Raw genomic sequence first — 24,838 nt, 5'->3', positions numbered from 1 at the left:
GTAAGTTATTGATAGTTGAAATTTTGCTTTTTCCAAAATGAGGTAAATGATTGGTAAAATAGAGCACGATTGGTAAGGGAGTTGTCAGAATGACTGTTATAGTTAATCAAAAAGTAAATATGAATATTGAAAAGCTTAATCAAGATATTGAACGCTTTCCACAAGTACACCCAATTACACCAGATATGAAAATTACTCATAAAGGCGTATCTCGACTCGTAATGTTAGACCGTTATGCGTTTAAAGACACGGAAAAACTTACGTTATCAAAAGGAGACTTTGTTGTTTTAACCGTAAAGGAAGACCCTAAGTTTCCAGCTCGAGGACTTGGCTATGTGGAAAGCATTAATTTTGACCAAAAGATGGCAGTCGTAAAGGTTGAAGATGAGTTTCGTGGAGCGTTAGCACCTGAAGAAGCAGAAAGTGGACTTATTACTCGTTCATTAGACGTAATTGAAAAACCACTTGAAATCTTCTATGAGCAAATTGCAAAGCGTAACGCTACTGGGTTAGCTTCCGCTGAACAAACGGAAGAGAAGCGAAAAGAATGGTTTGAAAAATTCTATCAAGAGCTTGTTCAAATGAACTTTGTACCAGCTGGACGCGTTCTGTACGGAGCGGGAGCTGAAACGGATGTTACATACTTTAACTGCTATGTAATGCCGTACGTAAAAGATTCTCGCGAAGGAATCTCCGAACACCGTAAGCAAGTCATGGAAATCATGAGTCGAGGTGGAGGAGTTGGAACAAACGGTTCAACCCTGCGTCCACGCAACACACTAGCGCGTGGTGTAAACGGTAAATCATCAGGATCTGTCTCTTGGTTAGATGATATTGCGAAACTTACGCACCTTGTAGAGCAAGGCGGTTCTCGTCGCGGTGCTCAAATGATTATGTTAGCGGATTAAAAAAACAAATAAACTTTTCTGGGTGATTTCATGGATATTTCTAAAGAGCTTCTAAGAAAGTTATATCTTGAAGAAAATCACAGCATGTCTCAAATCGGAGAGATTTTAAACGTTTCTAAGAATGTTGTTAAAAGAAAACTTAGAAAGTATGGTTTGAGAAAGACTCAATTAAAGCTAGGTAATGAGCATTATGACAATAAAGAATGGTTATATAATGAATACGTTGTAAAGAAAAAAGGATATACGATAATTGCAAGAGAGTTAGGGGTTAGCTCTACAGTTATTAGAAATCGAATTCTGTACTTTGGATGGCCTGTTCGTGGCCATGCTGAGATAGATAAAGGAGCTCCTAGACGTGGAGTAACTCATAGCAGTGAAGCTATCGATAAGATAAAGAATAGCCGGCAAAAAAAGCGAATAACCTGTGTTTGTAATTATTGTAGTAGTCAGCTTGAAGTGGTCCATTCTAAATTTAAATACAATAATAAAAATTATTGTAATGCATATTGTTTTCGTGAGTTTTTAAAAGAAAACAGAGTGGAGTGTATGGACATAACGAATTCTGCTGAATACAAAGAGTGGAGAAAATTGGTCTATATTCGCGACGGTTATCGGTGTAAAATGCCAGGCTGTAACTCTACGTCGAGACAGATAGCTGCACATCATATATATCCTAAGAAAAAGTATCCTGATAAACAATTCGACTTGTCTAATGGAATTACTCTTTGTCGTCAATGTCATGAAAAAACTTATGGAAAAGAACAACAGTTTATAGATATGTTAGTCCGCGTTATTCAGAAATGAATAACTAGAAAATTGGGTGAATTGCGGGGAAATCCTTAGAGTCAATCAAGCTACAACGTGATTGGAAACGATGAGCGTGAATGCTTAAAAATTGATTGAATTGGACAATCCGCAGCCAAGCACCGTTTAAGGTGAAGGTTCAACGACTATCGAAAATTTGCTAGTGCAAAGAAGTAGAGTAGGGATAACTCCCGAAGTGCCCAACCCCTAACAGGATATGCTGAGGGTGATGATATAGTCTAGTCCGTCTGCTATAAGCAGAGTTTAAGTATCTCGAAAGGGACGGTATTTACGTGGCATCCAGATATTGTTGAGTTTATTATCTCTAAAATGCAAAATCCACGCATTTTACGATTCTTAATTGAAAACACAAATGATGAAATGATTAAAAAACATGCCCAAGATAAGCTGAAATTTACGCCGCTTACGGAATCTGAAAAGGACATGTACCAAGGAATTATCAATTATAAGCAAATTCCAGGTCTTGGTGGATTCAGCGAGAAAATTATTGCAGATGCTGAAGAAAAACTACAAACTGGTGGAACGTATAGCGTTCATAATTCTGAATTTTTAACAGGAGCAAACATTTCTGTTTGTTTAACAAAAGAGTTTATGGATGCAGTTGAAAACGACGGTGAATACGAGCTTCGCTTCCCAGATGTAGAAAGCTATTCGAAAGAAGAAATGGCACACTACAACGAAAACTGGCATGAGGTAGGAGATGTTCGCGAGTGGGAAAAACAAGGTAATAAGGTTCGTACGTATCGTAAAATTCGTGCAAAAGAGCTTTGGAACTTAGTTAATATTTGCGCAACGTACTCAGCAGAGCCTGGTATCTTCTTCTTTGATAATGCAAACGACATGACAAATGCACAAGCATACGGTCAGCATGTTGTAGCGACAAATCCATGTGGAGAACAACCACTTGCACCGTTTTCAGTTTGTAATTTAGCAGCTGTAAATTTAGCGCAAATGGCAGATAAAGAAAAGAAAACAGTAGACTTTGAAAAACTTCGTCAAACGGTTGAAACGGGTGTGCGCATGCAGGATAACGTTATTGATGCAACGCCTTACTTCTTAGAAGAAAATCAAAAGCAAGCTCTTGGTGAGCGTCGTGTAGGTCTTGGTGTAATGGGTCTTCATGATTTGCTTATCTACTGTGAAACAGAGTACGGTTCTGAAAAAGGAAACGAACTTGTTGATCAAGTATTTGAAACAATTGCAACAACAGCATATCGTGCGTCTGTAGAGCTTGGGAAAGAAAAAGGAAGCTTCCCATTCTTAATTGGTGATACTAAGGAAGAAACGGATCGTTTACGTGAAGCTTTCACAAACACAGGGTTTATGAAAAAGATGCCTGAAGACATTCGCGAAAGCATCAAAGAGCACGGTATTCGTAACTCACACTTACTAACAGTAGCACCTACTGGTAGTACAGGAACAATGGTTGGTGTGTCAACAGGTCTTGAGCCATACTTCTCATTCTCTTACTTCAGAAGCGGTCGGTTAGGGAAATTTATTGAAGTAAAGGCAGATATCGTTCAAGAATATTTAGACCAACATCCAGAAGCGGATCCAAACAACCTTCCAGAATGGTTTATCTCAGCAATGGAATTGGCTCCAGAAGCTCATGCTGATGTTCAGTGTGTCATTCAACGTTGGATTGATAGTTCAATTAGTAAAACGGTAAATGCACCTCGTGGCTATACAGTTGAACAAGTTCAAAAAGTGTACGAGCGTTTATATAAAGGCGGTGCAAAAGGCGGTACGGTTTATGTAGACGGTAGCCGTGATGCTCAGGTATTAACGCTAAAAGCAGAAGAAAATACATTTGATGAAGAAGTAAAAGAAACAAAAGCAGAAAAACCACACGTTGTATTAGTCGATACAATCAACGAAGTAGGATCAACCGATGTAACGATTGGTTCTGAAATTGGAAATACGTGTCCGGTTTGTCGCCAAGGAACTGTTGAAGAAATGGGTGGCTGCAACACATGTACAAATTGTGGCGCTCAGTTAAAGTGTGGTTTATAAGAAAGTCATAAAAAGGCTGATGTAGTTTTGAAATAAAGTTGCGATGTTTATAAAAAAGTCGCGAAGAAATGCCTCTTTGGATATTATTGTCTAAAGGGGTGTTTTTTTATGTCTAAAAGAACAAGAACATCTAAAATCGATAAATGGATTAAAGAAGGTCGTGGCTCTGGAATTGGCGCAGATTATAAACCGTGGTTAAATATTCAAGATGTCTCTTCGGTAGGTCGCTCTACTCGATTAAAAGGAATCAAAACAGGAAGGCAACACGAATTCTTGTCCGATTTGGAACGAAATTACTTTTATTTAACTGAATACTCGGATTTTGTTATTGATATAAGAGAACAATTTCCTTTATTTCCGTTGGAAGACACAATTGTCATTGCAGATGAGTTAGGTATTAAACATCCTACAGATCCTTACCCTGATGAATTGATCTATTCGGCTATCAGCCGATTTCATTTTTATAGTGGTAATACAAGTTTTGTAGAAACATTAGAGGAATTATTCCAAAGTCGAAGTCTTGTACCGAGTATAGAGTTTGGGAGTCATTTCTCTACATTGGTGCAAAATTTAGGAAGTAACTATTCAGTTGAGAGCTTATTAGCTCAAAATACCATATATCCGTATTTCGCTCCATTTATTACGATTGAGCGTCAAAAGAAATTGTTTGAAGATGTTAGTACAAATGGACAAGGTATACATGGGAGATTGGGAATTTCAGGTGGTAAAATTAGTAGAAAACAAGGATTATTTTATTGTTCAAAGTGCGCTAACAACGATATTAATATATTCGGTGAACCATATGTTCACCGTGAGCATCAGCTTCAAGGAATTGAATATTGTCCACACCATGAATTGACACTGAAAATGTATCCTGTTGATTACAGAGAATTTAGCAGAAATGGGTACATAAGATTTGATAGAAGACAAATGGATTTATCTGAATTACAAGAGATTGAATCGTGTGAATTCAAAGAGGTACAAGTTAAGTTAGCCAAAATGGCTTATCGATTACTGCAAATACCAATCAACCAATTTAGCATCGAAAAAGTCTTTAAAAAGTATAGAACGCTCTTGAGAGAAAATAATTGGTTAATGACAAATACTAGACTAAAAAGAGAAGAACTTTTCAGAGCCTTTATATCAAAGTTTCCACAAGGTTTTTTTAGAAAAATATGAGTCGCTAGTAACAGTTAATGGACAAAACCAATGGTTGCAAATAATGCTTACTAACTATTTAAGAAGTAGTGTACATCCATTTCGTCATTTGCTTTTACTGTATTTCTTTGATCAAGATATAGACTCGTTTTTAGAAATAAAAGAAGATGATGGTCCATTCGGGCGAGGTCCGTGGCCTTGTTTGAATAAAGCAGCCAAGCATTATAAAGATTTGGTTATATCAGAGGTAGAAATAAACACTAGAGATAAAGTCCTGATTGGAAAATTTTCATGTTCGTGTGGTTTTGAATATACAAGGGTAGGCCCAGATAAGAGCGAAGATGATAAGTGGAGTAAAAGTCGTATAGCAGCTTACGGTAAAGTATGGGGAGAGAAGTTTGAAAAGTTAGTATCTTTAAATGTAAGTCGTGAAAAAATTGCATTAGAGCTAGATGTAAGTCTAAAGACAATTTATAATCAAATTGCTATTAAAGAAACATCCCCAGAACTAACAGAAAAATATCGTGCAGAATTATTAGATTGGCGAGAGAAATTCCCGAATGCTAACCGAAAGCAATTTCAAACGGAGTTAAAAAAAACTTTTACTTATTTATATAATCACGATAGAGAATGGCTTGATGCCAATTTCCCTTCAAAACGTGATACCCTGCATACACCGAATAATCCAAATATTACTTTAAAAAATAATACTGAAAATCGTATTGAATACTATCGATCCTTGTTATTAGATGCAATAAAGGAATGCCCTGATGTTACAAGAACACAGCTAAGTCAAAAATTCCAAAGAGCATATAAGTACCTATCTGAAAATGATAAAGAATGGTTCGATGCTAATTTACCTCAGAAACGTCAGGCAACAACGATAACAAATGCAACTGACTGGAATAAGCGCGATCAAGAATATTATCAAAAGATAAAGGTAGTTTATCCCGAATTAATGGCATTAGAAAAGCCAGTTAGAATTACAGGTACATTATTTAGCAAACGATTAAATATATTCAACCTCGCAATAAAAAGTTATGTAGAAAAATTGCCAAAGACTAACAAGTTACTTAATGAAATTACAGAAACAGTTCAAGAATTTCGAATTCGGCGTTGTTGCCTAGTGATAGATCAAATGTTGGAAGAAGATAATTGTGTAAGATTTGAGAAATTGAGGGAATCTTGTGCAATAGAAACCAAGAATTTTTAAAAAATTAAACCTTACTTAGAGGAATATATAAGTAAGAAGCAGACAAGTAAATAAAAAGGATATGTGATGTTATGGTGTCTGCCCTAATCTTTATTTTGCAAACGGAACGGACCATTATCCAGAATAATACAAAAATACATTAGATTTTTATAATAAAATATAGATAAAAATTTGAATTACTGGTACTTATGCCAAAAGGCACTCAGTATAGTGCAAGAAGTTATATATACTTAATTAACTTGACTTTTTTTTGTTGAAAACATATAATCAACAATGTATTTTATAAACTATAAGGAGGATTATTAAAAAATGACACATTCTATGAGACTACGTTCCCTAACTTTGAACAAGTAATTAAATACGTTCAAAGGCTCTGTTTGTGTATACAGAGTAAACGGGATTAGTCTGTCTTTTTTTAATAATCTTCATTTCATATTTGTAAAAGTCACCCACTCCATATTTGCAGTTAGTCTACCTATTTAGATGGAGGCTCTTTACTGCTTGATTTATGTTGGGATGAAAGTATGTCATGTTGAGAAAGGCGGCTTGTTCTGCCTTTCTTTATTTTTATCTTCATTCACCTTCTTAGCTATGCTAAGTTAGGTTTATTTAGTGAAGGCTTTCTACTAGCTACAAAAAAATAAGGATGGGTATCTTTCCCTTTACTCTAAAGTCACAGGCAGATGCTTGTGATTTTTTTATTATTTGGAGGTAGGGAAAATGGAAAATAAGAATTGGAAACGGAAATTTTTAGCGATTTTTACAGGGCAGTTCTTTTCATTATTAAGTAGTGCTGCTGTTCAATTTAGTATCATTTGGTGGTTAACAGATACAACAGGAGGTTCGCCACTGATTTTAACGCTGGCAGGTCTGGCTGGATTTATGCCACAAGCCTTGTTAGGTCCGTTTGCAGGAACTATTACGGATCGGTATTCACGAAAATGGATCATGATCTCTGCAGACATGATGGTTGCACTTGGAAGTTTCGCTTTATTTGTATCGATGTATTTTTTTAAACCAAGTATTCTTTTGGTCATACTTGTGTTAATCATTCGTTCCATAGCAACTGCATTCCATATGCCGGCCATGCAAGCGTCCATGCCACTAATGGCCCCAGAAGAGCATTTGACAAAAGTTTCTGGATGGGGGCAGACAGTGGCTTCTATATCAAATATTGCTGGTCCAGCAGTGGGGATGTCATTACTAGCGATAAGCTCCATTGAGTGGGTTCTATTACTAGATGTCTTTGGGGCAGTAATTGCTAGTAGTATTTTGCTATTTATTCACATTCCAAATGTGCAGAGATCAGAAACTGTTGATTCCTCTAGTTTTATAAGCGAAATGAAAGAAGGATATTACGCACTTGTAAAACATCCTGTTTTATTAAGGTTAACAGTCACGATTACGATTGTTTCGGTGCTGTATATTCCGCTAGGCACTTACTTTCCGCTTATGACACGAAATCATTTCGAGAAGGGCGTAGTTGAAGCAGGAATAATCGAAATTGTTTTTGCTGTTGGCCTCATCTTTGGTGGTATATTAATGGGGGTTTTCGGTGATCGATTTGAAAAATTGAAACTCATTGTTATCGGAATGATACTGGTGGGGATTGCCTTATTCATTTCTGGCACACTTCCATCAACTTTATTCTATGGATTTATCGTAATGGCTGGTCTAGTGGGATTGTCTGGCCCATTATTTTCAGCACCGTTTTATGCTCTTATCCAAACCGAAATTGAACCTCATTTACTTGGGAGAGTGTTTAGTTTTGTTGGAAGTTTGGCATTACTTGCAACACCGATTGGGTACGCATTTGCTGGGGTTCTGATCCAATTAACAAATGTGGCCGTATTATTTTTGATTACAGGTATTTTAATTGTATTAAATGCTGTTATCGCAAGGAAAGCAAAATAGGAGGGGAATTCCATGCAATTTTTACTATTCTTTTGATACGAGCTTGGTTTTGAGAAAGAGGCTCGTATCGATTCTAGCTATCGATACGAAATAAAAATATTTCGGAGGTAGTGAAAGATGGAACAAATCTGTTTTGAATTAGAAAATGTAGAAGTGACATATTTAGATAAAGAGGTTTTAAAGATTGAAAGATTAGCTGTACACCAATTTGACCGTATCGGCATAGTCGGTAAAAATGGTGCAGGTAAAAGCACGTTACTAAAATTACTGGCGGGTATCATTCAACCAACAACGGGAAAGGTGAATCGCCTTGTTGAGAATGGTTATTTTGAGCAACTTGAAACTCCATCAGTACGTGATGCTGATCCAGCGTTACTTGGAAAATTAGACGTACCAAGAGACTCTAATCAGTTAAGTGGTGGGGAACAAACAAGGTTGAAGCTCGCTCAATTGTTTACTCATTATTATGAAGCTTTATTAATTGATGAGCCGACTACTCACTTAGACCAAGAGGGTATTTCGTTTTTGCTCGATGAACTTAGGTATTACTACGGAGCGCTTGTATTAATTAGTCATGACCGTTCTGTATTAGATGAACTTGTTACGACAATTTGGGAAGTTCATGAAGGCAAAGTACGAATCTATTCAGGAAATTACAGCGAATACTTGGCACAAAAGAAGTTAGAACGTGAACAGCAGAGTCAAGCACATGAACAATTCATAAAAGAAAAGAGCCGGCTAGAAAAAGCGGCACAAGAAAAAATGAAGAAAGCTGAAAAAGTTGCACAAGCAGGTCGATTGTCAAAAAAAGAAGCAAATGCAAAACCGGATAAGTCCTTTATGACAAAATCCAAAGGTACAAGCCAAAAAGCTATGCAGCGTGCAGCAAAGGCTATTGAACAACGAATGGAAAAACTTCAGGAAGTCGATGCTGTAAAAGAGGATAGATCCATAATCTTCCATCGATCGAGAAGTTTAGAGTTGCATAATAAATTTCCTATAATGGCAGACCGATTTACTCTTCAAGTGGATAACAAAGTATTATTAAATGAAGTAAGTTTTCAGCTGCCACTTGGTAAAAAAATAGCGATTACGGGTAAAAATGGTAGTGGTAAAAGTACTTTACTCCACCATATTGCAATCAAAGCACCCGGATTAACTATTTCACCAAAAGCAAAAATTGGCTACTTTCGTCAAATGAGCTATCAATTTACAAAGGATGAAACCGTATTAGAATTTTTGAAAAATCGTTCTCAATATGATGAGGGATTTTTACGAAGTGTTCTACATTCCATGTTGTTTGTCAGCACAGATATTTTAAAAAGTGTAAAATCATTAAGTGGTGGTGAAGCGATTCGTCTACAATTATGTCAATTGTTTTTAGGAGAGTATAATATTTTATTGTTAGATGAGCCAACCAATTTTTTAGATATCCATGCAATTGAAGCATTAGAAAGATTTGTTAAAGCATATGAAGGCACTATTATCTTCGTATCACATGATCGCAGGTTTATTGATTGTGTAGCAGATTGTATATACGTCATTGAACATCAACAGCTAAAATTAAGAGGTTGATTAATGAAGAAGGAGAAATAATGGGGCTTATTATCAAAATAAGATCTTCCGTAATCGGGTACTTTTTTGAAGAATACAGTAGAGAATTATCAAACTTTTTTATAAAAATAGTGTAATACTTCACAAAGAAAGAACCCGTTTTGATCAAACTTTTTTTCAAAACGGGTTCTTTAAAGTTAACGTAAGATGTGGGTTTGTGAGATGTTTTTGATCAAACTTTATTTCAAAGCTACAGCTGACAATATGTCAGCCTTTTTATATGTTGAGATAAATGCATACTAGATTTCCTTGTATTTGCTTATACTATATAGTATGATTTTACATGAATGTCTTTTGGTATATCGTTAGTTTTCGTCTTTTTGAGCAGTATATTACTAAAAGTTTACAGAAGCGTGTTTCGTTAGTTTATACATAATAATTATTTTATTGGGGGAGATTTCATGCCTACGCCAAGTATGGAAGATTATATTGAACAAATATATATGCTGATTGAAGATAAAGGATATGCTAGGGTTTCGGATATCGCTGATGCTTTAACAGTTCATCCCTCATCAGTCACAAAAATGGTGCAGAAGCTTGATAAAGATGAATATTTAATCTATGAAAAATACCGCGGTCTTGTTTTAACTCCGAAAGGACAAAAGATTGGTAAGCGTCTTGTTTATCGCCATGAACTATTGGAGCAACTGCTGCATATTATCGGTGTAGATGAAGAAAATATTTATGAAGATGTTGAAGGTATTGAGCATCATCTAAGCTGGAACTCAATTGACAGAATCGGTGATTTAGTACAATATTTTGAGGAAGATCCAGAGCGTGTGCAAGGTTTGCGAAGTGTCCAAAAGAAAAATGAAGAAGAGCAACAGCTATAACGCATATTGGAAAAGCCGTTCTAATTTAGATTAGAACGGCTCTTTTTTATTTTTAGCATAATTTAATAAAAGAGGTACTAAAGTGTAGATAGGAGGCAGACTGAAGGAGTTGAGAACTTCTGTATATTGATGGCGTTTTTTCAGGTGGTGGCCTTAAAGGCTTTGCATTAATTGGGGCCTTACAAGCTTTAGAGGAGCGAGACTTTATTTTCAGGCGTCTAGCAGGTACAAGTGCTGGCTCAATTGTATGCGCTCTTATTGTGGCAGGTTATACAAGTGACGAAATGATGGAGATGATGGATGAAATGAATGTGAAGTCTTTGCTAGATCAACGCGTTTCTTTTCTTCCATCCGCCTTAACAAAGTGGCTTCTTCTCTATTGGAACTTAGGATTATATAAAGGTGAAAAATTAGAAAAATGGATAGCGAGTAAATTAAAAGCAAGAGGCATTGTTACATTTGGTGATTTGCCAGCGGGATCGCTGCGCATCATTGCTTCTGATTTAACAAATAGTAAGCTCGTTATACTACCCGATGATTTGCCTAGGTATGGAATAGATCCAAAGAAATTTCCTGTAGCAAAAGCTGTGCGGATGAGCTGTAGCATTCCCTACTTTTTTGAGCCAGTTAGGCTGCGGACAAATCCCGTAAGCCTCATTGTGGACGGTGGGGTATTAAGTAACTTTCCTATTTTTTTATTTGACGATGATCAAAAGCGTAAACAAAGGCCTGTTTTGGGTATTAAGCTTAGCCCCCGTGAAAAAGAAGAAGATAAAAAAAATATTAAAAATGCAATCGCGATGTTTTCAGCTTTATTTGATACAATGAAAGACGCTCATGATGCAAGGCATATATCAAAACGTCACGAGCGAAATATTATCTTTTTACCAGTTAGTGAAGTGTTCGCTACGGAATTTTCCTTACCAGACGAACAGAAACATCAGCTTTTTCACTATGGCAAGAATAAAGCGGAGCTATTCTTAAAAAGATGGTGCTATTAAATAGAAAAAACTGCGTCTTTGTAAGGCGCAGTTTTTCATTAAAAGAAGGCACGGTTTTTCTTTTTTCCTTTTTTGCCTTCAATGACTGTTAAATGTGTATTGCTTTTCTTCTTCTTTAACGGTTTGTTAACTTTAGCAGATGGACGTTTTTGGACGTTTCGATAAGCGTTCATATCCACTTTATTACCGCTGCGTTCTTTTTCTTTTTGGCGTATTTTTGATTGTTTTACAGCTCGATGATAGCCTTTGTCTTGTCCTTTGGTTTGGGCAGGACGGATAATAAACCGATAAACTAAGTAAAACAAAATGATAAATAAAAAGATATAGCCTGCTTGGCGCAATAGGCTTGTTGGATTTGTTGCAAGTGTGTAAATAAACCCAATGATTCCTAAAGCAATTAATGAATTAACAAGTGGTTTAACGAATGGACGCCTCATTTTGTTCACCTCCTAAAATGATAAAAGAAAGCAAAACAGTCTTAACTTACTTGTTCGCCACCGGTTACAGATTTTCCCTCATTTTCAATGCGTAAAAGCTCTTGAAACGAAGCGATTGCAACTTCGACTTGGTCATCCTTAGGTTCCTTTGTAGTAAGAAGCTGTAGCCATAGCCCAGGGTAACCTAAGAATCGTAAAACAGGTACATGGCGAACTTTATTGGTCAATTGTAGTACTTCAAAAGATAAACCCAACACGACGGGAATCAAAGCAAGTCGGTTTACGACTCTAAGCCAAAGCGGGTCCGTAGGGACAAGGAGATAGACAAACATTCCAACGACAACTGTAAATAGAATGAAGCTACTTCCGCAGCGATAGTGTAGCCGAGACTGAGCTTGAACTGATTCTACCGTAAGTTCCTGATTGTTTTCATACGCATTAATGACTTTATGTTCTGCTCCGTGATATTGAAAGACGCGTTTAATAAGCGGAGTTTGTGAAATCGCGTAAATATAACCGAGCAATAATAAAAGCTTAAAGAAGCTTTCAATCACTACTTGTGCTAAATCGGAAGCGAAAATAGGACGAGTCAAATTTGCTAAAAACACTGGGATTAGAGTGAAAAGCACTTTTCCAAATAGAAAAGAAAGTACACCAATTGTTGCAACACCCAATATTAAGGATAGTTTTGATTCTTTTTTTTCTTCTTTAATTACATCGTCTTCGTTAGGATGTACATCGTAACGTTCAGATGAAAAATTTAAATGTTGTGTACCGTTTGCACTTGCTTCAATAATCGCTGCAATTCCTCTTAAAAACGGAATTTTTTTCAGCGCTGTTAGTACACGATTCGATCTCCGAGAAGATTGAAAATACTCAATAGATTGATCTTTGCGACGAATGGCAGTGACCATCATTTTCTTGCCGCCAAACATGACTCCTTCAATGACAGCCTGCCCACCGTATGCGGTTTTTTGTAATTTAGACATTTCAGACACCAACCTAACTCAGACTAATTGCCCCTTAATAATTTATATTCTACAGCAATTTCGAATAAACCTCTAGGTCGATGTATGTTATCTAGTTTAGACAAAACTTTTCTATATCACACATGAAATGATAAAATTTTCCTGTTGTTTTCATTAAGAAACGTTCAACTTTATAATAGAACAGTAAAGATCAGCTCATACTATTCAGTAGAGGTGATGAAGATGACAGCTAAACAAGATAATAAGTCGACACATCAACAAATACAATCAAAGGAAGGCTCATTCTTAGCTAAAGTGGTAGTTATTGGTTTTGTAGGAGGAGTGTTTTGGAGCTTAATGGGATACATTACGTATTTATTTAGCTTTAGTGAAATTCATCCCAATACGATTTTACAGCCGTGGGCTTTTGGTAGCTGGAAAGATCGCTGGCCAGGGCTTATTGTTAGCGTTTTGATAATTGGTATTATATCAATTGGTGTAGCGCTTCTTTACTATGTGCTCTTAAAAAAGTTTAAATCAATATGGTTTGGTATTGCATATGGGGCAGTGCTTTGGGCGCTCGTTTTCCTTTTACTCAACCCGTTGTTTCCAAGTATGAAAATGATAGGAGAATTAACGTCTAATACCATTATTACAACTATTTGTTTATACATCTTATACGGGGTATTTGTCGGATATTCCATTTCCTTTGAGGCAGCAGAGCTAAACAGCAGTTCTAGACATAACCCAGAACTTGTAAATGAGTAGTGTGAATGTTTTGATTTATGATAAACTAAAAAGAGAAAACGTAAGGTTTATTTTAATGATAAAAATAGCTGTGTAAGCAAGGGAGAGTGTCCATGAGAAAGTTTTTGGTAATTAATGGTCCGAACTTAAATAGGCTCGGTGTTCGAGAACCAGCAGTTTATGGGAGAGAGAATTTAAAAACGTTAGAGCACAACCTCCAGCAGCTTGCTGAGCAACAGGGTGTGCATATTGAATGTGTTCAGTCTAATCATGAAGGAGTTATTATTGATTGGATTCATGGAGCAGACGAGAACTTTGATGGAATTGTCATTAACCCAGGGGCATTCACCCACTATAGCTACGCAATCCGCGATGCGATTGCAAGCATTTCAGTTCCTGTGCTTGAAGTTCATATTTCAAACGTACATAAGCGAGAAGCATTTCGTCACGAATCAGTGACGGCGCCTGTCACAGCAGGACAAATTGTAGGTTTGGGTATTTATGGATATGAGTTAGCGGTTCTTGCTCTGTTGCAAAAGAAAGGGGAATGAAGGATGAAAATAGAGAAATTACGCAAACAGTTTCATACGTTAAATGTTGACGGTATGGTTATTACAAGTGAATATAACCGTCGCTATATGACTAACTTTACTGGTTCGGCAGGTATAGCAGTAATCTCTAACGATAAAGCTGTATTTATCACAGATTTTCGTTATGTAAAGCAGGCCGCTGAACAAACAGAGGGATTTGAAATTGTGCAACATAAAGGCCCAATCTTAGAAGAAGTAGGGCAGGTTATTACGAAGCTTGGAATGAAAAGCGTTGGCTTTGAAGAGAATCATGTTTCATATGCTCAGTTTCAACAGCTTGAAAAGCAAGTCAAAGCAGAGCTTATTCCAGTTTCCACTGCCGTTGAAAACTTACGCTTGATAAAGAGTGACTCAGAGATTAAGATATTAAAGGAAGCTGCAAAAATTGCAGATGCAGCATATGAGCATATTTTGACCTTCGTTAAGCCTGGTGTAACAGAGCTTCAAGTGTCTAATGAGCTGGAGTTCTTTATGCGAAAGCAAGGTGCAATTTCGTCCTCGTTTGATACAATTGTGGCGTCAGGTCATCGTTCGGCATTACCGCACGGCGTTGCTTCTGAAAAAGTCATTGAAGCAGGAGAATTTGTTACGCTTGATTTTGGTGCGTATTATAAAGGCTATTGTTCTGACATTACCCGTACATTTGCGGTAGGGAAAGTCAGTGAAGGACTAAAGGGAATTTATGATACAGTATTAGAGGCGCAGTTAAGAGGCATGAAAGGAATTAAAGCGGGTATTACGGGTAAGGAAGCCGATGCCTTAACAAGAGACTATATTGTAGAAAAAGGATATGGACAGTATTTTGGTCATTCTACAGGTCATGGTGTGGGGTTAGAGGTTCATGAAGGCCCGTCGCTTTCTGTGAAGTCTCAGGATACGCTGCAGCCAGGAATGGTTGTAACGGTTGAACCAGGTATTTACATACCAAACCTTGGTGGCGTTCGTATTGAAGACGATACCGTGGTAACAGAAGAAGGAAATGAGTCATTAACATACTCACCGAAAGAACTTATTATTTTATAAGATGTAGGAGGATTTTTTCATGATTTCAGTAAACGATTTTCGCACAGGTCTAACAGTAGAAGTAGACGGAGGTATTTGGCGCGTAATGGACTTTCAACACGTAAAGCCAGGTAAAGGAGCAGCGTTTGTTCGCTCAAAGCTTCGTAACTTACGTACTGGAGCTGTTCAAGAGAAAACATTCCGTGCAGGTGAAAAGGTAGCAAAAGCACAAATTGATAACCGTAAAATGCAGTATTTATATGCAAGTGGTGATCAGCACGTATTTATGGATAACCAATCATATGAGCAATTAGAACTTCCAGCATCAGCAATTGAATATGAGCTAAAGTTCTTAAAAGAAAACATGGAAGTAGCCATCATGATGTATCAAGGTGAAACGCTAGGTGTTGAGCTTCCAAATACAGTTGAATTAAAAGTTACTGAAACAGAACCAGGTATTAAAGGTGATACAGCATCAGGTGGTACGAAGCCAGCTACGGTTGAAACAGGCCTAATTGTACAAGTTCCATTCTTCGTGAATGAAGGCGATGTATTAATTATCAACACAGCAGATAGCAGCTATGTATCACGTGCATAATAAAGCATAAAAAAGAAGAGATGATTATCTCTTCTTTTTTTATGCTTTTCTTTTTCGTAAGTGATAAGTTGTCTACGGACTGCATAGGTTGTACTAAATGATGTAATACGTGGGAGGAAGTTATGAAGCATTGGTTTGATCACATAAACGGAACTGTTTTGACGATGGCTTGCTTACGGTTTGTCTCATCTTTTATTGAATTCATCGCAGCCATTTTAATTTTTACGAATAATGATGTCAAAAAAGCATTAATGATTAATGGAATGCTGGCGCTGGTAGGGCCAATTGTGATGATCACGTCATTTAGCCTTGGATTAGTATCAGTTGCTGACCAACTATCTTTTGGCAAGCTTGTGCTCATCGGTACAGGCGTCCTTTTAATTTTAATTGGGGTATTTAAGTGAAGTTTCTGACATAACAAGTAAAAGCTTGCCATACATTGAAATGAGTATAAAGGTGAGGGGATTTCAATGCTAGATGAAATTGTGGCTATTTTTCCAGAAGGCATTAAGCGCAATGTACAGCCATATATACAGCGCTATATAGATACTTTAGAGGAAGTGCGCATTCGAATTGGAAGGCCAATTGAGCTAACAATTGACAGTCAGCCAGTCTTTTTGTCCTATGTGGTAACGGCAGAAGATACGCTATTTATTTTAAACAAGCTCAGTCATTTCTCTATTTATATGATTGAAGAAGAATTGAAAAAAGGGTATGTCACGATTGAAGGGGGTCATCGAGTAGGACTTGCAGGTAAAGTTATTACTGAAAATGGACATGTTCGTGTAATCCGTGATGTGACGTCGTTCAACATTCGAGTGGCAAAAGAACAGATTGGCATAGCGGAACCACTAATTCCTCTTCTCTACCAATCCCGATGGCTTAGCACCATTTTGATTGGTCCCCCACAAACGGGAAAAACAACAATGATAAGAGACTTAGCAAGAATGATGAGCACAGGGAATAGGCAACGAAAGATTGAAGCGGTTAAAGTGGGTATCGTAGATGAACGCTCGGAAATCGCAGGCTGTGTCAAAGGTGTTCCACAACATACTTTTGGAACACGAATAGATGTTTTAGATAGCTGTCCGAAAGCTGAAGGAATGATGATGATGATTCGATCGATGAGTCCAAACGTATTAATTGTGGATGAGGTAGGAAGTGAAGAAGATTGTCAAGCTGTGTTAGAGGCTGTCAATGCGGGTGTACAAGTGTTTATGACGGTGCATGGTTATGATCTATTTGATTTAAATAAACGTCCCTCCTTGAAACAATTAATAGAACTTGAAGTATTCGAACGCTATATCGTATTAACCAATGAGAATGGTCCAGGAACTGTAAAAACCATCTATGACCGAGGAAGAAAGCCACTTTCGTTGAAGTCGAATTATTCTTTGAAATAAAAAGGGTGACGAAGAAATGAAAATTTTAGGAGCTATTTTTATTTTGCTTGCTTCTACGTTCACGGGTTTTGAAGTTGCCAAGCAGCTTAGCGAAAGGCCGAGGCAACTTCGGCAATTGAAAACAGCGCTACGATCGTTAGAGTCAGAAATTATGTACAGTAATCGCCCACTTCATGAAATTTCACATATGCTTTCAAAACAATTTCCTGATCCGTTATCGCTTTTTTTTAAGGAGTTTGAACAGCGTTTAACACAAGGAATGACCACTGCCAAAGAAGCGTGGGAGCACGCTCTTCAAACTCATAAAAAAGCGCTTGCCTTTAAAGAGGGAGAACTTGAAGTGTTGAAGCAGTTTGGTGAAACGTTAGGACAACATGATCGGTATTCCCAACAAAAACATATATTATTAGCTATTAACCATTTGGATCGGGAAGAACAGGACGCACTTGAACAGCAAAATCGGTATGAAAAAATGATAAAAAGTCTGGGCTTTTTATCAGGATTGCTACTCGTCATTTTATTGATGTAGTGATTGGGGGAATTAGGGATGAACATTGATATGAATACAATTTTTCAAATAGCAGGAATCGGTATTGTTGTAGCATTTCTCGTTACGGTGTTAGAGCAAATGGGGAAGAAAGATTACGCGAACTGGGTAACGCTTATAGGGTTTATTTATATCTTGTTTATGGTTGCATCGATTGTTGAAGATTTATTTCAAAAAATTAAAGCCGTTTTTTTATTTCAAAGCTAAGGGAGTGATTAGCCATTGAAATGATACAAATTGTGGGCTTAGGCTTAGTGGCTACCTTTTTAGCACTCATTTTAAAAGAACATAAATCGCCCATTGCCTTTTTACTTGTTGTCTTTGTAGGCTGCGTGATCTTTTTATTTTTAATCGATCAGATATACGAGATTATTAAAATGATTGAAAAACTTTCTGTGAATGCACATGTGAATATGATTTATGTGGAAACAATCTTAAAGATTATAGGGATTGCTTACATTGCAGAGTTTGGTGCTCAGATTACGAAGGACGCTGGGCAAGGTGCGATTGCTTCTAAAATTGAACTGGGCGGTAAAATTTTAATTTTATCAATGGCTATTCCAATTTTAACAGTAATTATTGAAACAATTATTTCCATGCTACCGTCCTAAATTATTAAGCTTATGAGGTGACGAGATGAAGTGGTGTATGAGTAAACGAAAATTGCTCGCATTCCTTTTGCTCCTCTTCTTTTTCTTTCCAAATAATGTACAAGCCTCTCAGTCTGCGCCTCAAGAAGAAATAGTAGATGAACAAATAGACCAGCTCGATATCGACGAAGTGAAGCAATTTTGGGATGATATCTTGACTCAGTATGGCGGCTTTTTACCAGAAAGTCAAAAAGGTAGTTTAGTTGACTTCTTAAAAGGTGACAAAGAGTTTTCACTTCAAGAATGGCTGAACGGGTTGGTGAAATTTTTACTTCATGAAATTATTTCAAATGGAAAACTGCTGGGAACGCTCATTATGTTAACCGTATTCAGCGTCTTTTTACAAACGTTACAAAGTGCATTCAATCAGCAAGCTGTTAGTAAAGTGGCATATGCACTTGTTTATATGGTGTTAATTATCATTGCTTTAAATAGTTTTCAAGTAGCCATTGCATACGCAACCGGCGCAATTGAAACAATGTCTAAGTTCATTTTAGCCTTAGTGCCATTATTATTGGCGTTAATGGCTTCATCAGGCGGGGTAATATCGGCTGCTTTCTTTCATCCAGTCATTTTATTTTTAATGAACATTAGCGGGATGCTCATCCAGTATATAGTCATGCCACTATTATTTTTATCAGCACTATTAAGCATTGTGAGCACTATTTCAGATCAGTACAAGGTTACACAGTTAGCTCAGCTACTTCGAAACGTCAGCATTGGTATTCTAGGAATCTTTTTAACAGTCTTTTTAGGAGTCATTTCAGTACAAGGTGCTACTTCTGCTGTGGCGGATGGAATTACTATTCGGACCGCTAAATTTGTTACGGGAAACTTTATTCCAGTTGTGGGACGAGTGTTTACGGACGCGGCAGATACCGTTATCACAGCTTCACTTCTTTTAAAGAATACAGTTGGAATAGCAGGAGTGGTGGTTTTACTTCTAATTGTTGCTTTTCCAGCTATTAAAGTATTAGCCCTAGCACTTATTTATAAGCTAGCAGCAGCACTTTTACAGCCGATTGGCGGTGGTCCTGTTATTTCGTGTTTAAGCATTATTAGTAAAAGTGTTGTTTACATTTTTGCTGCATTGGCAATTGTCTCACTGATGTTTTTCCTATGTTTAACAGTCATCATTACGGCCAGCAACGTTACGATGATGGTGAGATAGGAGGGAAAGAAATGCAAGCACTAACAAGTTGGATTACGAATATTATTCTATTTATTTTACTAGCAACCGTTATAAATTTACTGCTTCCTAGTTCAGGCTTTCAAAAGTATACGAAGCTCGTCATCGGCTTGCTTTTAATGTTAATTATTGTTACGCCAGTCTTTCAAATTTTAAAAGTAGACGTGAACAAAATGTTTAATTCTATTCGATTGTCAGCGGCTAGTGACGATGCAGGAGTAGAAAATTTAATAGAAAGTAAGAAAAAAGAAATACAAGCTTCACAACGTGCATATATTTTAGAACAAATGGCTGTCCAAATGGAGACAGAGGTAAAAGAGGAGCTGATGGAACAGTATGGTGTAGCAATTGATCAGATGCACATTGAAACGAAAAACGAAGAAGCAGATCCCGAAGCCGACAATATAAAAACGATTACAGTTGTGATGAGTGCAGAAGAGCCTGAGGATGAACAGGCCGTGGCAGTTGTGAAAGAAATCTCCATTGACACCTCCACACCAATTGAAAAGGAACCTTCAAAAGAAGCGACGGATATTACTACGTATCTAGCAGCTAAATGGGGCATAGATGAAAAACAAATGATTGTAAACTTGGAGGAGGAGTGAACGTGACATGAATGATAAAAAAGAAGGATCATCATTTTTAAAAAGACTTTTCTCCTTGACAAAAAAATCAGATGATAAGAAGCCGTCTAAGCTTGTCTACATGGGTATTTTATTAGCAGCAGGCATGGTGTTTATGCTCATGAACGGTTCAAAGGGTATGTTGCAATCAACAGTAGATGAAGCAAAACCAGCTTCTTCTACTGTACAGGACCAAGAGGATGTCCCGGCATTTGGTTCAAAAAAAAATACAGCGATTACTGATTATGAAAAAAAATATGAAGAACAGTTACAAGACGTATTAGAACAGATTGATGGTGTAAGCAAGGTGGAAGTAATCGTAAACCTCGATGCAACAGAGGCAAAAGTTTATGAAAAAAACACGGTGACCCAAAAGCAGTCGACAGACGAAACAGATCGTGAGGGTGGAAAACGAAAAGTAGAAGACATGTCTACGGATGAAAAGTTAGTTATCGTCAGAAGTGGTGACCAGGAAAAGCCTGTTGTAGTGAAAACAGAAAAGCCGAAAATACGAGGTATCCTCGTCGTTGCGAAAGGGGCTGATAATATCGAAGTGAAAAAATGGATTATTGAAGCAGTCACGCGCTCCTTAGATGTGCCTAGTCATAGAGTTGCTGTATTACCTAAAAAAGGTTAAGGGGGAAATCCAAATGTTATTAAAAAAGCAAACAGTTTGGTTATTAACAATGTTAAGTTTAGTAGTGGTTTTATCAGTGTATTATATGACAACGCCAGAAAGCCCTCAGTCAAACGTAGCGGTTGTGGATCAACAAGAAGAAAATACGAACAAAGAAGCTGTAAAAGAAGATGCTAAAGAGCCAGCAAAAGAAGATACAAAAAAGGAAAATGCTAAGTCTACTACAGAGAGCAAAACGACTGTATCAAATGTAGAAAGTGATGAATTATTTACGGCGCTTCGCTTAGAGCTAATTGATGAGAGAAGCAAGCTGAAAGAAGAGTTACAGGAAGTAGCTGCTTCTAAAAACGTATCAGCTACTGAAGTAAGTAAAGCAATGGATAAAATCGACCAGCTATCGGAGCTAGCAGAGAAAGAGGCTGTCATTGAAACTTTAATTAAGTCTAAAGGTTATGAAGATGCACTGGTAAGAGCTGATGGTAGCGAGGTTAACATTACTGTGAAAACTGAAAAGCATTCTAAAGCAAAAGCAAATGAAATTATTCAATTAGTGAAAAAAGAGCTTGGGCAAAAAGAGGTAGCAGTTGAGTTTCAACCAACAAAATAAATCAATTCAAAAAGCGATGAAGCCTATTGTCATCGCTTTTTTTATGATTCTTACTAGGCTGATAGCTGAATTTTAACGTGGATTTATCCAGGTGATTGGGTTATAATTATCATTATAGCCTTATATTAGTACTAGGTTATAATGTTTTTCTGCAATTGTAATTTCTCTATCGATACAATTATAATTGGAAATAATAGTAAGTTCTAAAACCCATTTTGAGTAGATTATTCTTTTACATGCGCACAAAGCAAATTGAATGAAGATTGCAATTTGTCGTATCATAGCAAAGTAGTAGAAAGATTTCTATTTCATGAAGTAGGAGTGTTTAATATGTTGAAAATTCAAGAAATCCGTGAATTAATTAAATTAGTTGATCAATCATCCATTGAAGAATTTGTATATGAGCATGAAGGGGCAAAAGTAAAAATGAAAAAGAAAGGTGCAATTGTTTCAAAGAACGCTGCACCTGTACAAGTTGTTTCATCAACTCCTGAAGTAGTAGCACCACAACCTGCTGCTCAGCCACAAGCGGCAGCCGTAAGTGAAACAAAAACAGCTGAGCCAGTAGAAGCAGCACCAGCAAAAGATGAGAATCTACATAAAATTACGTCTCCAATGGTTGGAACGTTTTATGCATCATCTTCTCCAGACGACGATGCGTATGTTGCAGTGGGTGACAAAGTTCAAAAAGATTCCATTGTGTGCATCGTTGAAGCAATGAAATTATTTAATGAAATTGAAGCAGAGGTTAAAGGTGAGATTGTGGAAATTTTAGCTGAGAATGGTCAGCTTGTAGAATATGGTCAACCTCTGTTCTTAGTGAAGCCTGAATAAGGAGCGGTAAAACATGATTAAAAAGCTTTTAGTTGCAAATAGAGGAGAAATTGCAGTTCGTATTATTCGTGCCTGCAAAGAATTAGGCGTAGAGTCAGTTGCAGTTTATTCCCAAGCCGATCGCAACGCTCTTCATGTACAGCTTGCAGATGAAGCTTATTGCATCGGACCTACGGCATCAAAAGATAGTTATTTAAACTTTACAAATATCATGAGCGTTGCAACATCGACAGGTTGTGATGCAATCCATCCTGGATATGGATTCTTAGCGGAGAACTCTGATTTTGCAGAGCTTTGTCGCGAATGCAATATTACATTTGTGGGACCTACTCCTGAAGCTATTACAAAAATGGGAACAAAAGACATTGCGCGAGAAACAATGCGTGAAGCAGGTGTGCCAATTGTTCCAGGCTCAACGGGTATCGTAGAGTCTGTTGAAGATGGCATGTCAATTGCTAAAGATATTGGGTACCCTGTTATTATTAAAGCAACAGCCGGCGGTGGAGGAAAAGGAATTCGCGTTGCGAGAACGGAGCAAGAGCTCGTAAAAGGAATTACGATTACGCAACAAGAAGCTGCTACGGCATTTGGTAACCCTGGTGTATATATTGAAAAGTACATCGAGGACTTCCGTCATGTTGAAATTCAAGTATTAGCAGATACACATGGTAACGTGATTCATTTAGGAGAGCGTGACTGTAGTATTCAGCGCCGACTTCAAAAATTAATTGAAGAAACGCCTTCTCCAGCATTAAATGAAGAAACACGTACTAAAATGGGAGACGCAGCTGTAAAAGCGGCTCAAGCAGTTGGCTATACAGGGGCTGGTACAGTAGAGTTTATCTTTGATTATCGCGAAAATAAATTCTATTTTATGGAAATGAATACGCGGATTCAAGTAGAGCATCCTGTAACAGAAATGGTAACAGGTGTTGACTTGATTCAGGAACAAATTAAAGTAGCAAATGGCGAACATCTTCCTTTAAAACAAGAGGAAGTAACATTTAATGGGTGGGCAATTGAATGTCGTATTAACGCAGAAAACCCTGAGAAAAACTTCATGCCATCTGCTGGAACAATCGAAATGTATTTACCACCAGGGGGCTACGGAGTACGCGTTGATTCAGCCGCATACCCAGGCTATACAATCCCGCCATATTATGATTCTATGATTGCGAAGCTAATTGTTCATGCACCAACTCGCGAAGAGGCAATCGAGCGAATGAAGCGTGCTTTAAGTGAGTTTGTTATTGAAGGAGTTGCAACAACGATTCCGTTCCACTTGAAATTATTAAATCACGAACAGTTTGTAGGTGGAGAATTCAATACAAAATTTCTTGAGCTACATGATGTAATGAATTCGTAGTATAGTATAAATAATAGGAGGTGCTGTACATGAACGAAAATCATGTATTAGAAATGGAAGAACATCCAAATTCCTTAGGTAAAGTTGAAATTGCTCCTGAAGTCATTGAAGTAATTGCAGGGATTGCGGCTTCAGAAGTAGATGGTGTTACGGCTATGCGTGGCAATTTTGCAGCAGGTGTCGTTGAAAAGTTAGGGAAGAAAAACCATGGAAAAGGCGTTAAAGTTGATTTAACTGAAAATGGTATTAAAGTTGATGTATTCTGCATGATGAAGTTTGGTGTATCTATTCCGGTTGTGGCGCAAAAGGTACAAGATAATATCCGCCAAGCGTTAAAAAATATGACAGCAATTGAAATAGATGAAGTAAATATTCATATTGTAGGTGTTCAATTTGATACGCAAAAGCAAGAAGTTGAAGAAGAGGAGTAACTCCTAATTTTAGTTATTTCTTTTCCAGACAAGCTATGGTAAAGTGAAAAAGACTGTCTCGTCACATAGACGGTCTTTTTCGTGTTTATGAGTTGGTCTAGAAGGTGTAACATGGCGGAAAAGCACTTAATGAAGAAGGACGCCATGTTACGCTTTCTAGTGTTGGATGATTAAAAGCCGCGTAAAAATGAGATAGTAATGACGGGTGAAATTCCTTCTTTGATTTACAATAAATTGTGCTATTATCTAGGTATACTAGTGAAAGTAGATAAATAAAGGAGTCAAAATAATGAAAAGACATACAGCAAGACAAAAAGCATTACAGGCCTTATTTCAACACGATCTTGGGCAAATTGAGCCACTAGAAGCGATGGAAAATGTGTTGCAAGAGGGAAAAGGTGACGATTTCTTAGAAAAATTAGTGTTAGGCGTGGCAAACAATCAGAAAGAGATTGATGGCATTCTACGCGACCACTTAGAAAAATGGACGTTAGATCGAGTTGCAACGGTAGACCGTACTATTTTACGTATGGCGGTATATGAAATGAAATACGAAGAAGAAATTCCCGGAAATGTTACAATAAATGAAGCAATTGAGTTAGCAAAAGTATTTGGTGATGATCAATCTGGTCGCTTTATTAATGGCGTATTATCGAAGGTAGCTGTTACTCTATCTCGTTAACCGAGTACAATCTAATAGGGTACTTCTCTCCTTTATCTAAAAAGGAGA

General features: G+C 37.2%; 26 protein-coding genes and 3 pseudogenes. 27 read left to right on the top strand and 2 right to left on the bottom strand.

From position 1 onward, the window contains the following. Nucleotides 1-89: 89 nt before the first annotated feature. The 10 genes and pseudogenes from BFL01S_RS01270 to BFL01S_RS01240 all read left to right on the top strand — a co-directional run. Nucleotides 90-905, top strand: a pseudogene (locus BFL01S_RS01270) (ribonucleotide reductase barrel domain-containing protein); the annotation flags it as partial. 33 nt (nt 906-938) lie between these two features. Beyond that, the gene (locus tag BFL01S_RS19795) at nt 939-1,712 is read left to right on the top strand and encodes an HNH endonuclease (RefSeq protein WP_082802676.1); all 774 of its coding nucleotides are present in this window, start codon (nt 939-941) and stop codon (nt 1,710-1,712) included. Between the two features lie 294 nt (nt 1,713-2,006). Next, nucleotides 2,007-3,746: pseudogene (locus BFL01S_RS01265) on the top strand (vitamin B12-dependent ribonucleotide reductase); the annotation flags it as partial. Between the two features lie 108 nt (nt 3,747-3,854). After that, nucleotides 3,855-4,925: a TniQ family protein gene (locus BFL01S_RS19790; RefSeq protein WP_082802674.1), complete on the top strand. Its 1,071-nt coding sequence runs from the start codon at nt 3,855-3,857 to the stop codon at nt 4,923-4,925. Further along, nucleotides 4,924-5,523 (top strand): annotated as a pseudogene (locus BFL01S_RS20945) (TnsD family Tn7-like transposition protein); the annotation flags it as partial. The gene BFL01S_RS19790 and the pseudogene BFL01S_RS20945, both read left to right, overlap by 2 nt. A gap of 120 nt (nt 5,524-5,643) precedes the next feature. Beyond that, nucleotides 5,644-6,117, top strand: a complete 474-nt coding sequence (locus tag BFL01S_RS20940) for a TnsD family Tn7-like transposition protein (protein ID WP_235859190.1) — start codon at nt 5,644-5,646, stop codon at nt 6,115-6,117. A gap of 720 nt (nt 6,118-6,837) precedes the next feature. Next, nucleotides 6,838-8,031, top strand: coding sequence for a macrolide efflux MFS transporter Mef(F) (locus BFL01S_RS01255; protein WP_061784678.1), 1,194 nt, complete (start codon nt 6,838-6,840; stop codon nt 8,029-8,031). A 117-nt stretch (nt 8,032-8,148) separates the two neighbouring features. Beyond that, nucleotides 8,149-9,606 (top strand): ABC-F type ribosomal protection protein Msr(G), encoded by a 1,458-nt coding sequence (gene msr(G), locus BFL01S_RS01250; RefSeq protein ID WP_061784677.1) that lies wholly within the window; start codon nt 8,149-8,151, stop codon nt 9,604-9,606. A gap of 440 nt (nt 9,607-10,046) precedes the next feature. Continuing rightward, nucleotides 10,047-10,478: a transcriptional regulator MntR gene (mntR, locus tag BFL01S_RS01245; protein ID WP_061784676.1), complete on the top strand. Its 432-nt coding sequence runs from the start codon at nt 10,047-10,049 to the stop codon at nt 10,476-10,478. Between the two features lie 119 nt (nt 10,479-10,597). Then, nucleotides 10,598-11,479 carry a patatin-like phospholipase family protein gene (locus BFL01S_RS01240; RefSeq protein WP_061784675.1) on the top strand — a complete coding sequence of 294 codons (882 nt, stop codon included), beginning with the start codon at nt 10,598-10,600 and terminating at the stop codon, nt 11,477-11,479. 38 nt (nt 11,480-11,517) lie between these two features. Here the strand turns inward: BFL01S_RS01240 and BFL01S_RS01235 are convergent, their stop codons facing one another. Beyond that, a complete protein-coding gene (locus BFL01S_RS01235) occupies nt 11,518-11,916 on the bottom strand; it encodes an SA1362 family protein (protein WP_025911533.1) in 399 nt (132 codons plus the stop codon). A gap of 41 nt (nt 11,917-11,957) precedes the next feature. Then, entirely contained in the window at nt 11,958-12,905 is a 948-nt protein-coding gene (locus tag BFL01S_RS01230) for a DUF1385 domain-containing protein (RefSeq protein WP_061784674.1), read from the bottom strand. A 222-nt stretch (nt 12,906-13,127) separates the two neighbouring features. Between BFL01S_RS01230 and BFL01S_RS01225 the strand changes: the two genes are divergently transcribed. From BFL01S_RS01225 to nusB, 17 genes are all read left to right on the top strand, one after another. Beyond that, entirely contained in the window at nt 13,128-13,652 is a 525-nt protein-coding gene (locus BFL01S_RS01225) for a YqhR family membrane protein (RefSeq protein ID WP_061784673.1), read from the top strand. Nucleotides 13,653-13,744: 92 nt separating this feature from the next. Continuing rightward, complete coding sequence (gene aroQ / locus BFL01S_RS01220; protein ID WP_061784672.1) at nt 13,745-14,182, top strand: type II 3-dehydroquinate dehydratase; 438 nt, start codon at nt 13,745-13,747, stop codon at nt 14,180-14,182. Nucleotides 14,183-14,185: 3 nt separating this feature from the next. Beyond that, a complete protein-coding gene (locus BFL01S_RS01215) occupies nt 14,186-15,244 on the top strand; it encodes a M24 family metallopeptidase (protein WP_061784671.1) in 1,059 nt (352 codons plus the stop codon). A 19-nt stretch (nt 15,245-15,263) separates the two neighbouring features. Next, nucleotides 15,264-15,821, top strand: coding sequence for an elongation factor P (gene efp, locus BFL01S_RS01210; RefSeq protein WP_061784670.1), 558 nt, complete (start codon nt 15,264-15,266; stop codon nt 15,819-15,821). A 122-nt stretch (nt 15,822-15,943) separates the two neighbouring features. Continuing rightward, complete coding sequence (locus BFL01S_RS01205) at nt 15,944-16,225, top strand: YqhV family protein (RefSeq protein ID WP_025911524.1); 282 nt, start codon at nt 15,944-15,946, stop codon at nt 16,223-16,225. Nucleotides 16,226-16,291: 66 nt separating this feature from the next. Next, complete coding sequence (spoIIIAA, locus tag BFL01S_RS01200; RefSeq protein WP_025911522.1) at nt 16,292-17,224, top strand: stage III sporulation protein AA; 933 nt, start codon at nt 16,292-16,294, stop codon at nt 17,222-17,224. A gap of 16 nt (nt 17,225-17,240) precedes the next feature. After that, a complete protein-coding gene (gene spoIIIAB / locus BFL01S_RS01195; RefSeq protein ID WP_061784669.1) occupies nt 17,241-17,753 on the top strand; it encodes a stage III sporulation protein SpoIIIAB in 513 nt (170 codons plus the stop codon). Nucleotides 17,754-17,771: 18 nt separating this feature from the next. Next, nucleotides 17,772-17,978, top strand: a complete 207-nt coding sequence (gene spoIIIAC, locus BFL01S_RS01190) for a stage III sporulation protein AC (RefSeq protein ID WP_025911519.1) — start codon at nt 17,772-17,774, stop codon at nt 17,976-17,978. Nucleotides 17,979-17,998: 20 nt separating this feature from the next. Further along, complete coding sequence (spoIIIAD, locus tag BFL01S_RS01185; RefSeq protein WP_061784668.1) at nt 17,999-18,382, top strand: stage III sporulation protein AD; 384 nt, start codon at nt 17,999-18,001, stop codon at nt 18,380-18,382. A 37-nt stretch (nt 18,383-18,419) separates the two neighbouring features. Continuing rightward, a complete protein-coding gene (gene spoIIIAE, locus BFL01S_RS01180; RefSeq protein WP_090752760.1) occupies nt 18,420-19,592 on the top strand; it encodes a stage III sporulation protein AE in 1,173 nt (390 codons plus the stop codon). A gap of 11 nt (nt 19,593-19,603) precedes the next feature. Beyond that, a complete protein-coding gene (gene spoIIIAF, locus BFL01S_RS01175) occupies nt 19,604-20,215 on the top strand; it encodes a stage III sporulation protein AF (RefSeq protein WP_025911513.1) in 612 nt (203 codons plus the stop codon). A gap of 7 nt (nt 20,216-20,222) precedes the next feature. Continuing rightward, complete coding sequence (gene spoIIIAG, locus BFL01S_RS01170) at nt 20,223-20,870, top strand: stage III sporulation protein AG (protein ID WP_061784667.1); 648 nt, start codon at nt 20,223-20,225, stop codon at nt 20,868-20,870. Between the two features lie 13 nt (nt 20,871-20,883). Next, nucleotides 20,884-21,477 (top strand): SpoIIIAH-like family protein, encoded by a 594-nt coding sequence (locus BFL01S_RS01165; protein ID WP_025911509.1) that lies wholly within the window; start codon nt 20,884-20,886, stop codon nt 21,475-21,477. A gap of 330 nt (nt 21,478-21,807) precedes the next feature. After that, on the top strand, nt 21,808-22,311 hold the full coding sequence (accB, locus tag BFL01S_RS01160) for an acetyl-CoA carboxylase biotin carboxyl carrier protein (protein WP_025911508.1): 504 nt from the start codon (nt 21,808-21,810) through the stop codon (nt 22,309-22,311). A gap of 13 nt (nt 22,312-22,324) precedes the next feature. Continuing rightward, a complete protein-coding gene (gene accC, locus BFL01S_RS01155) occupies nt 22,325-23,677 on the top strand; it encodes an acetyl-CoA carboxylase biotin carboxylase subunit (RefSeq protein ID WP_025911507.1) in 1,353 nt (450 codons plus the stop codon). Nucleotides 23,678-23,706: 29 nt separating this feature from the next. After that, nucleotides 23,707-24,108, top strand: a complete 402-nt coding sequence (locus tag BFL01S_RS01150) for an Asp23/Gls24 family envelope stress response protein (protein WP_025911505.1) — start codon at nt 23,707-23,709, stop codon at nt 24,106-24,108. 289 nt (nt 24,109-24,397) lie between these two features. Further along, the gene (nusB, locus tag BFL01S_RS01145) at nt 24,398-24,790 is read left to right on the top strand and encodes a transcription antitermination factor NusB (protein ID WP_061784666.1); all 393 of its coding nucleotides are present in this window, start codon (nt 24,398-24,400) and stop codon (nt 24,788-24,790) included. Nucleotides 24,791-24,838 lie beyond the last annotated feature (48 nt).

This window comes from Priestia flexa NBRC 15715, assembly GCF_001591565.1.
GTDB lineage: Bacteria > Bacillota > Bacilli > Bacillales > Bacillaceae_H > Priestia > Priestia flexa.
This window is presented reverse-complemented; position numbering and strand designations above follow the sequence as displayed.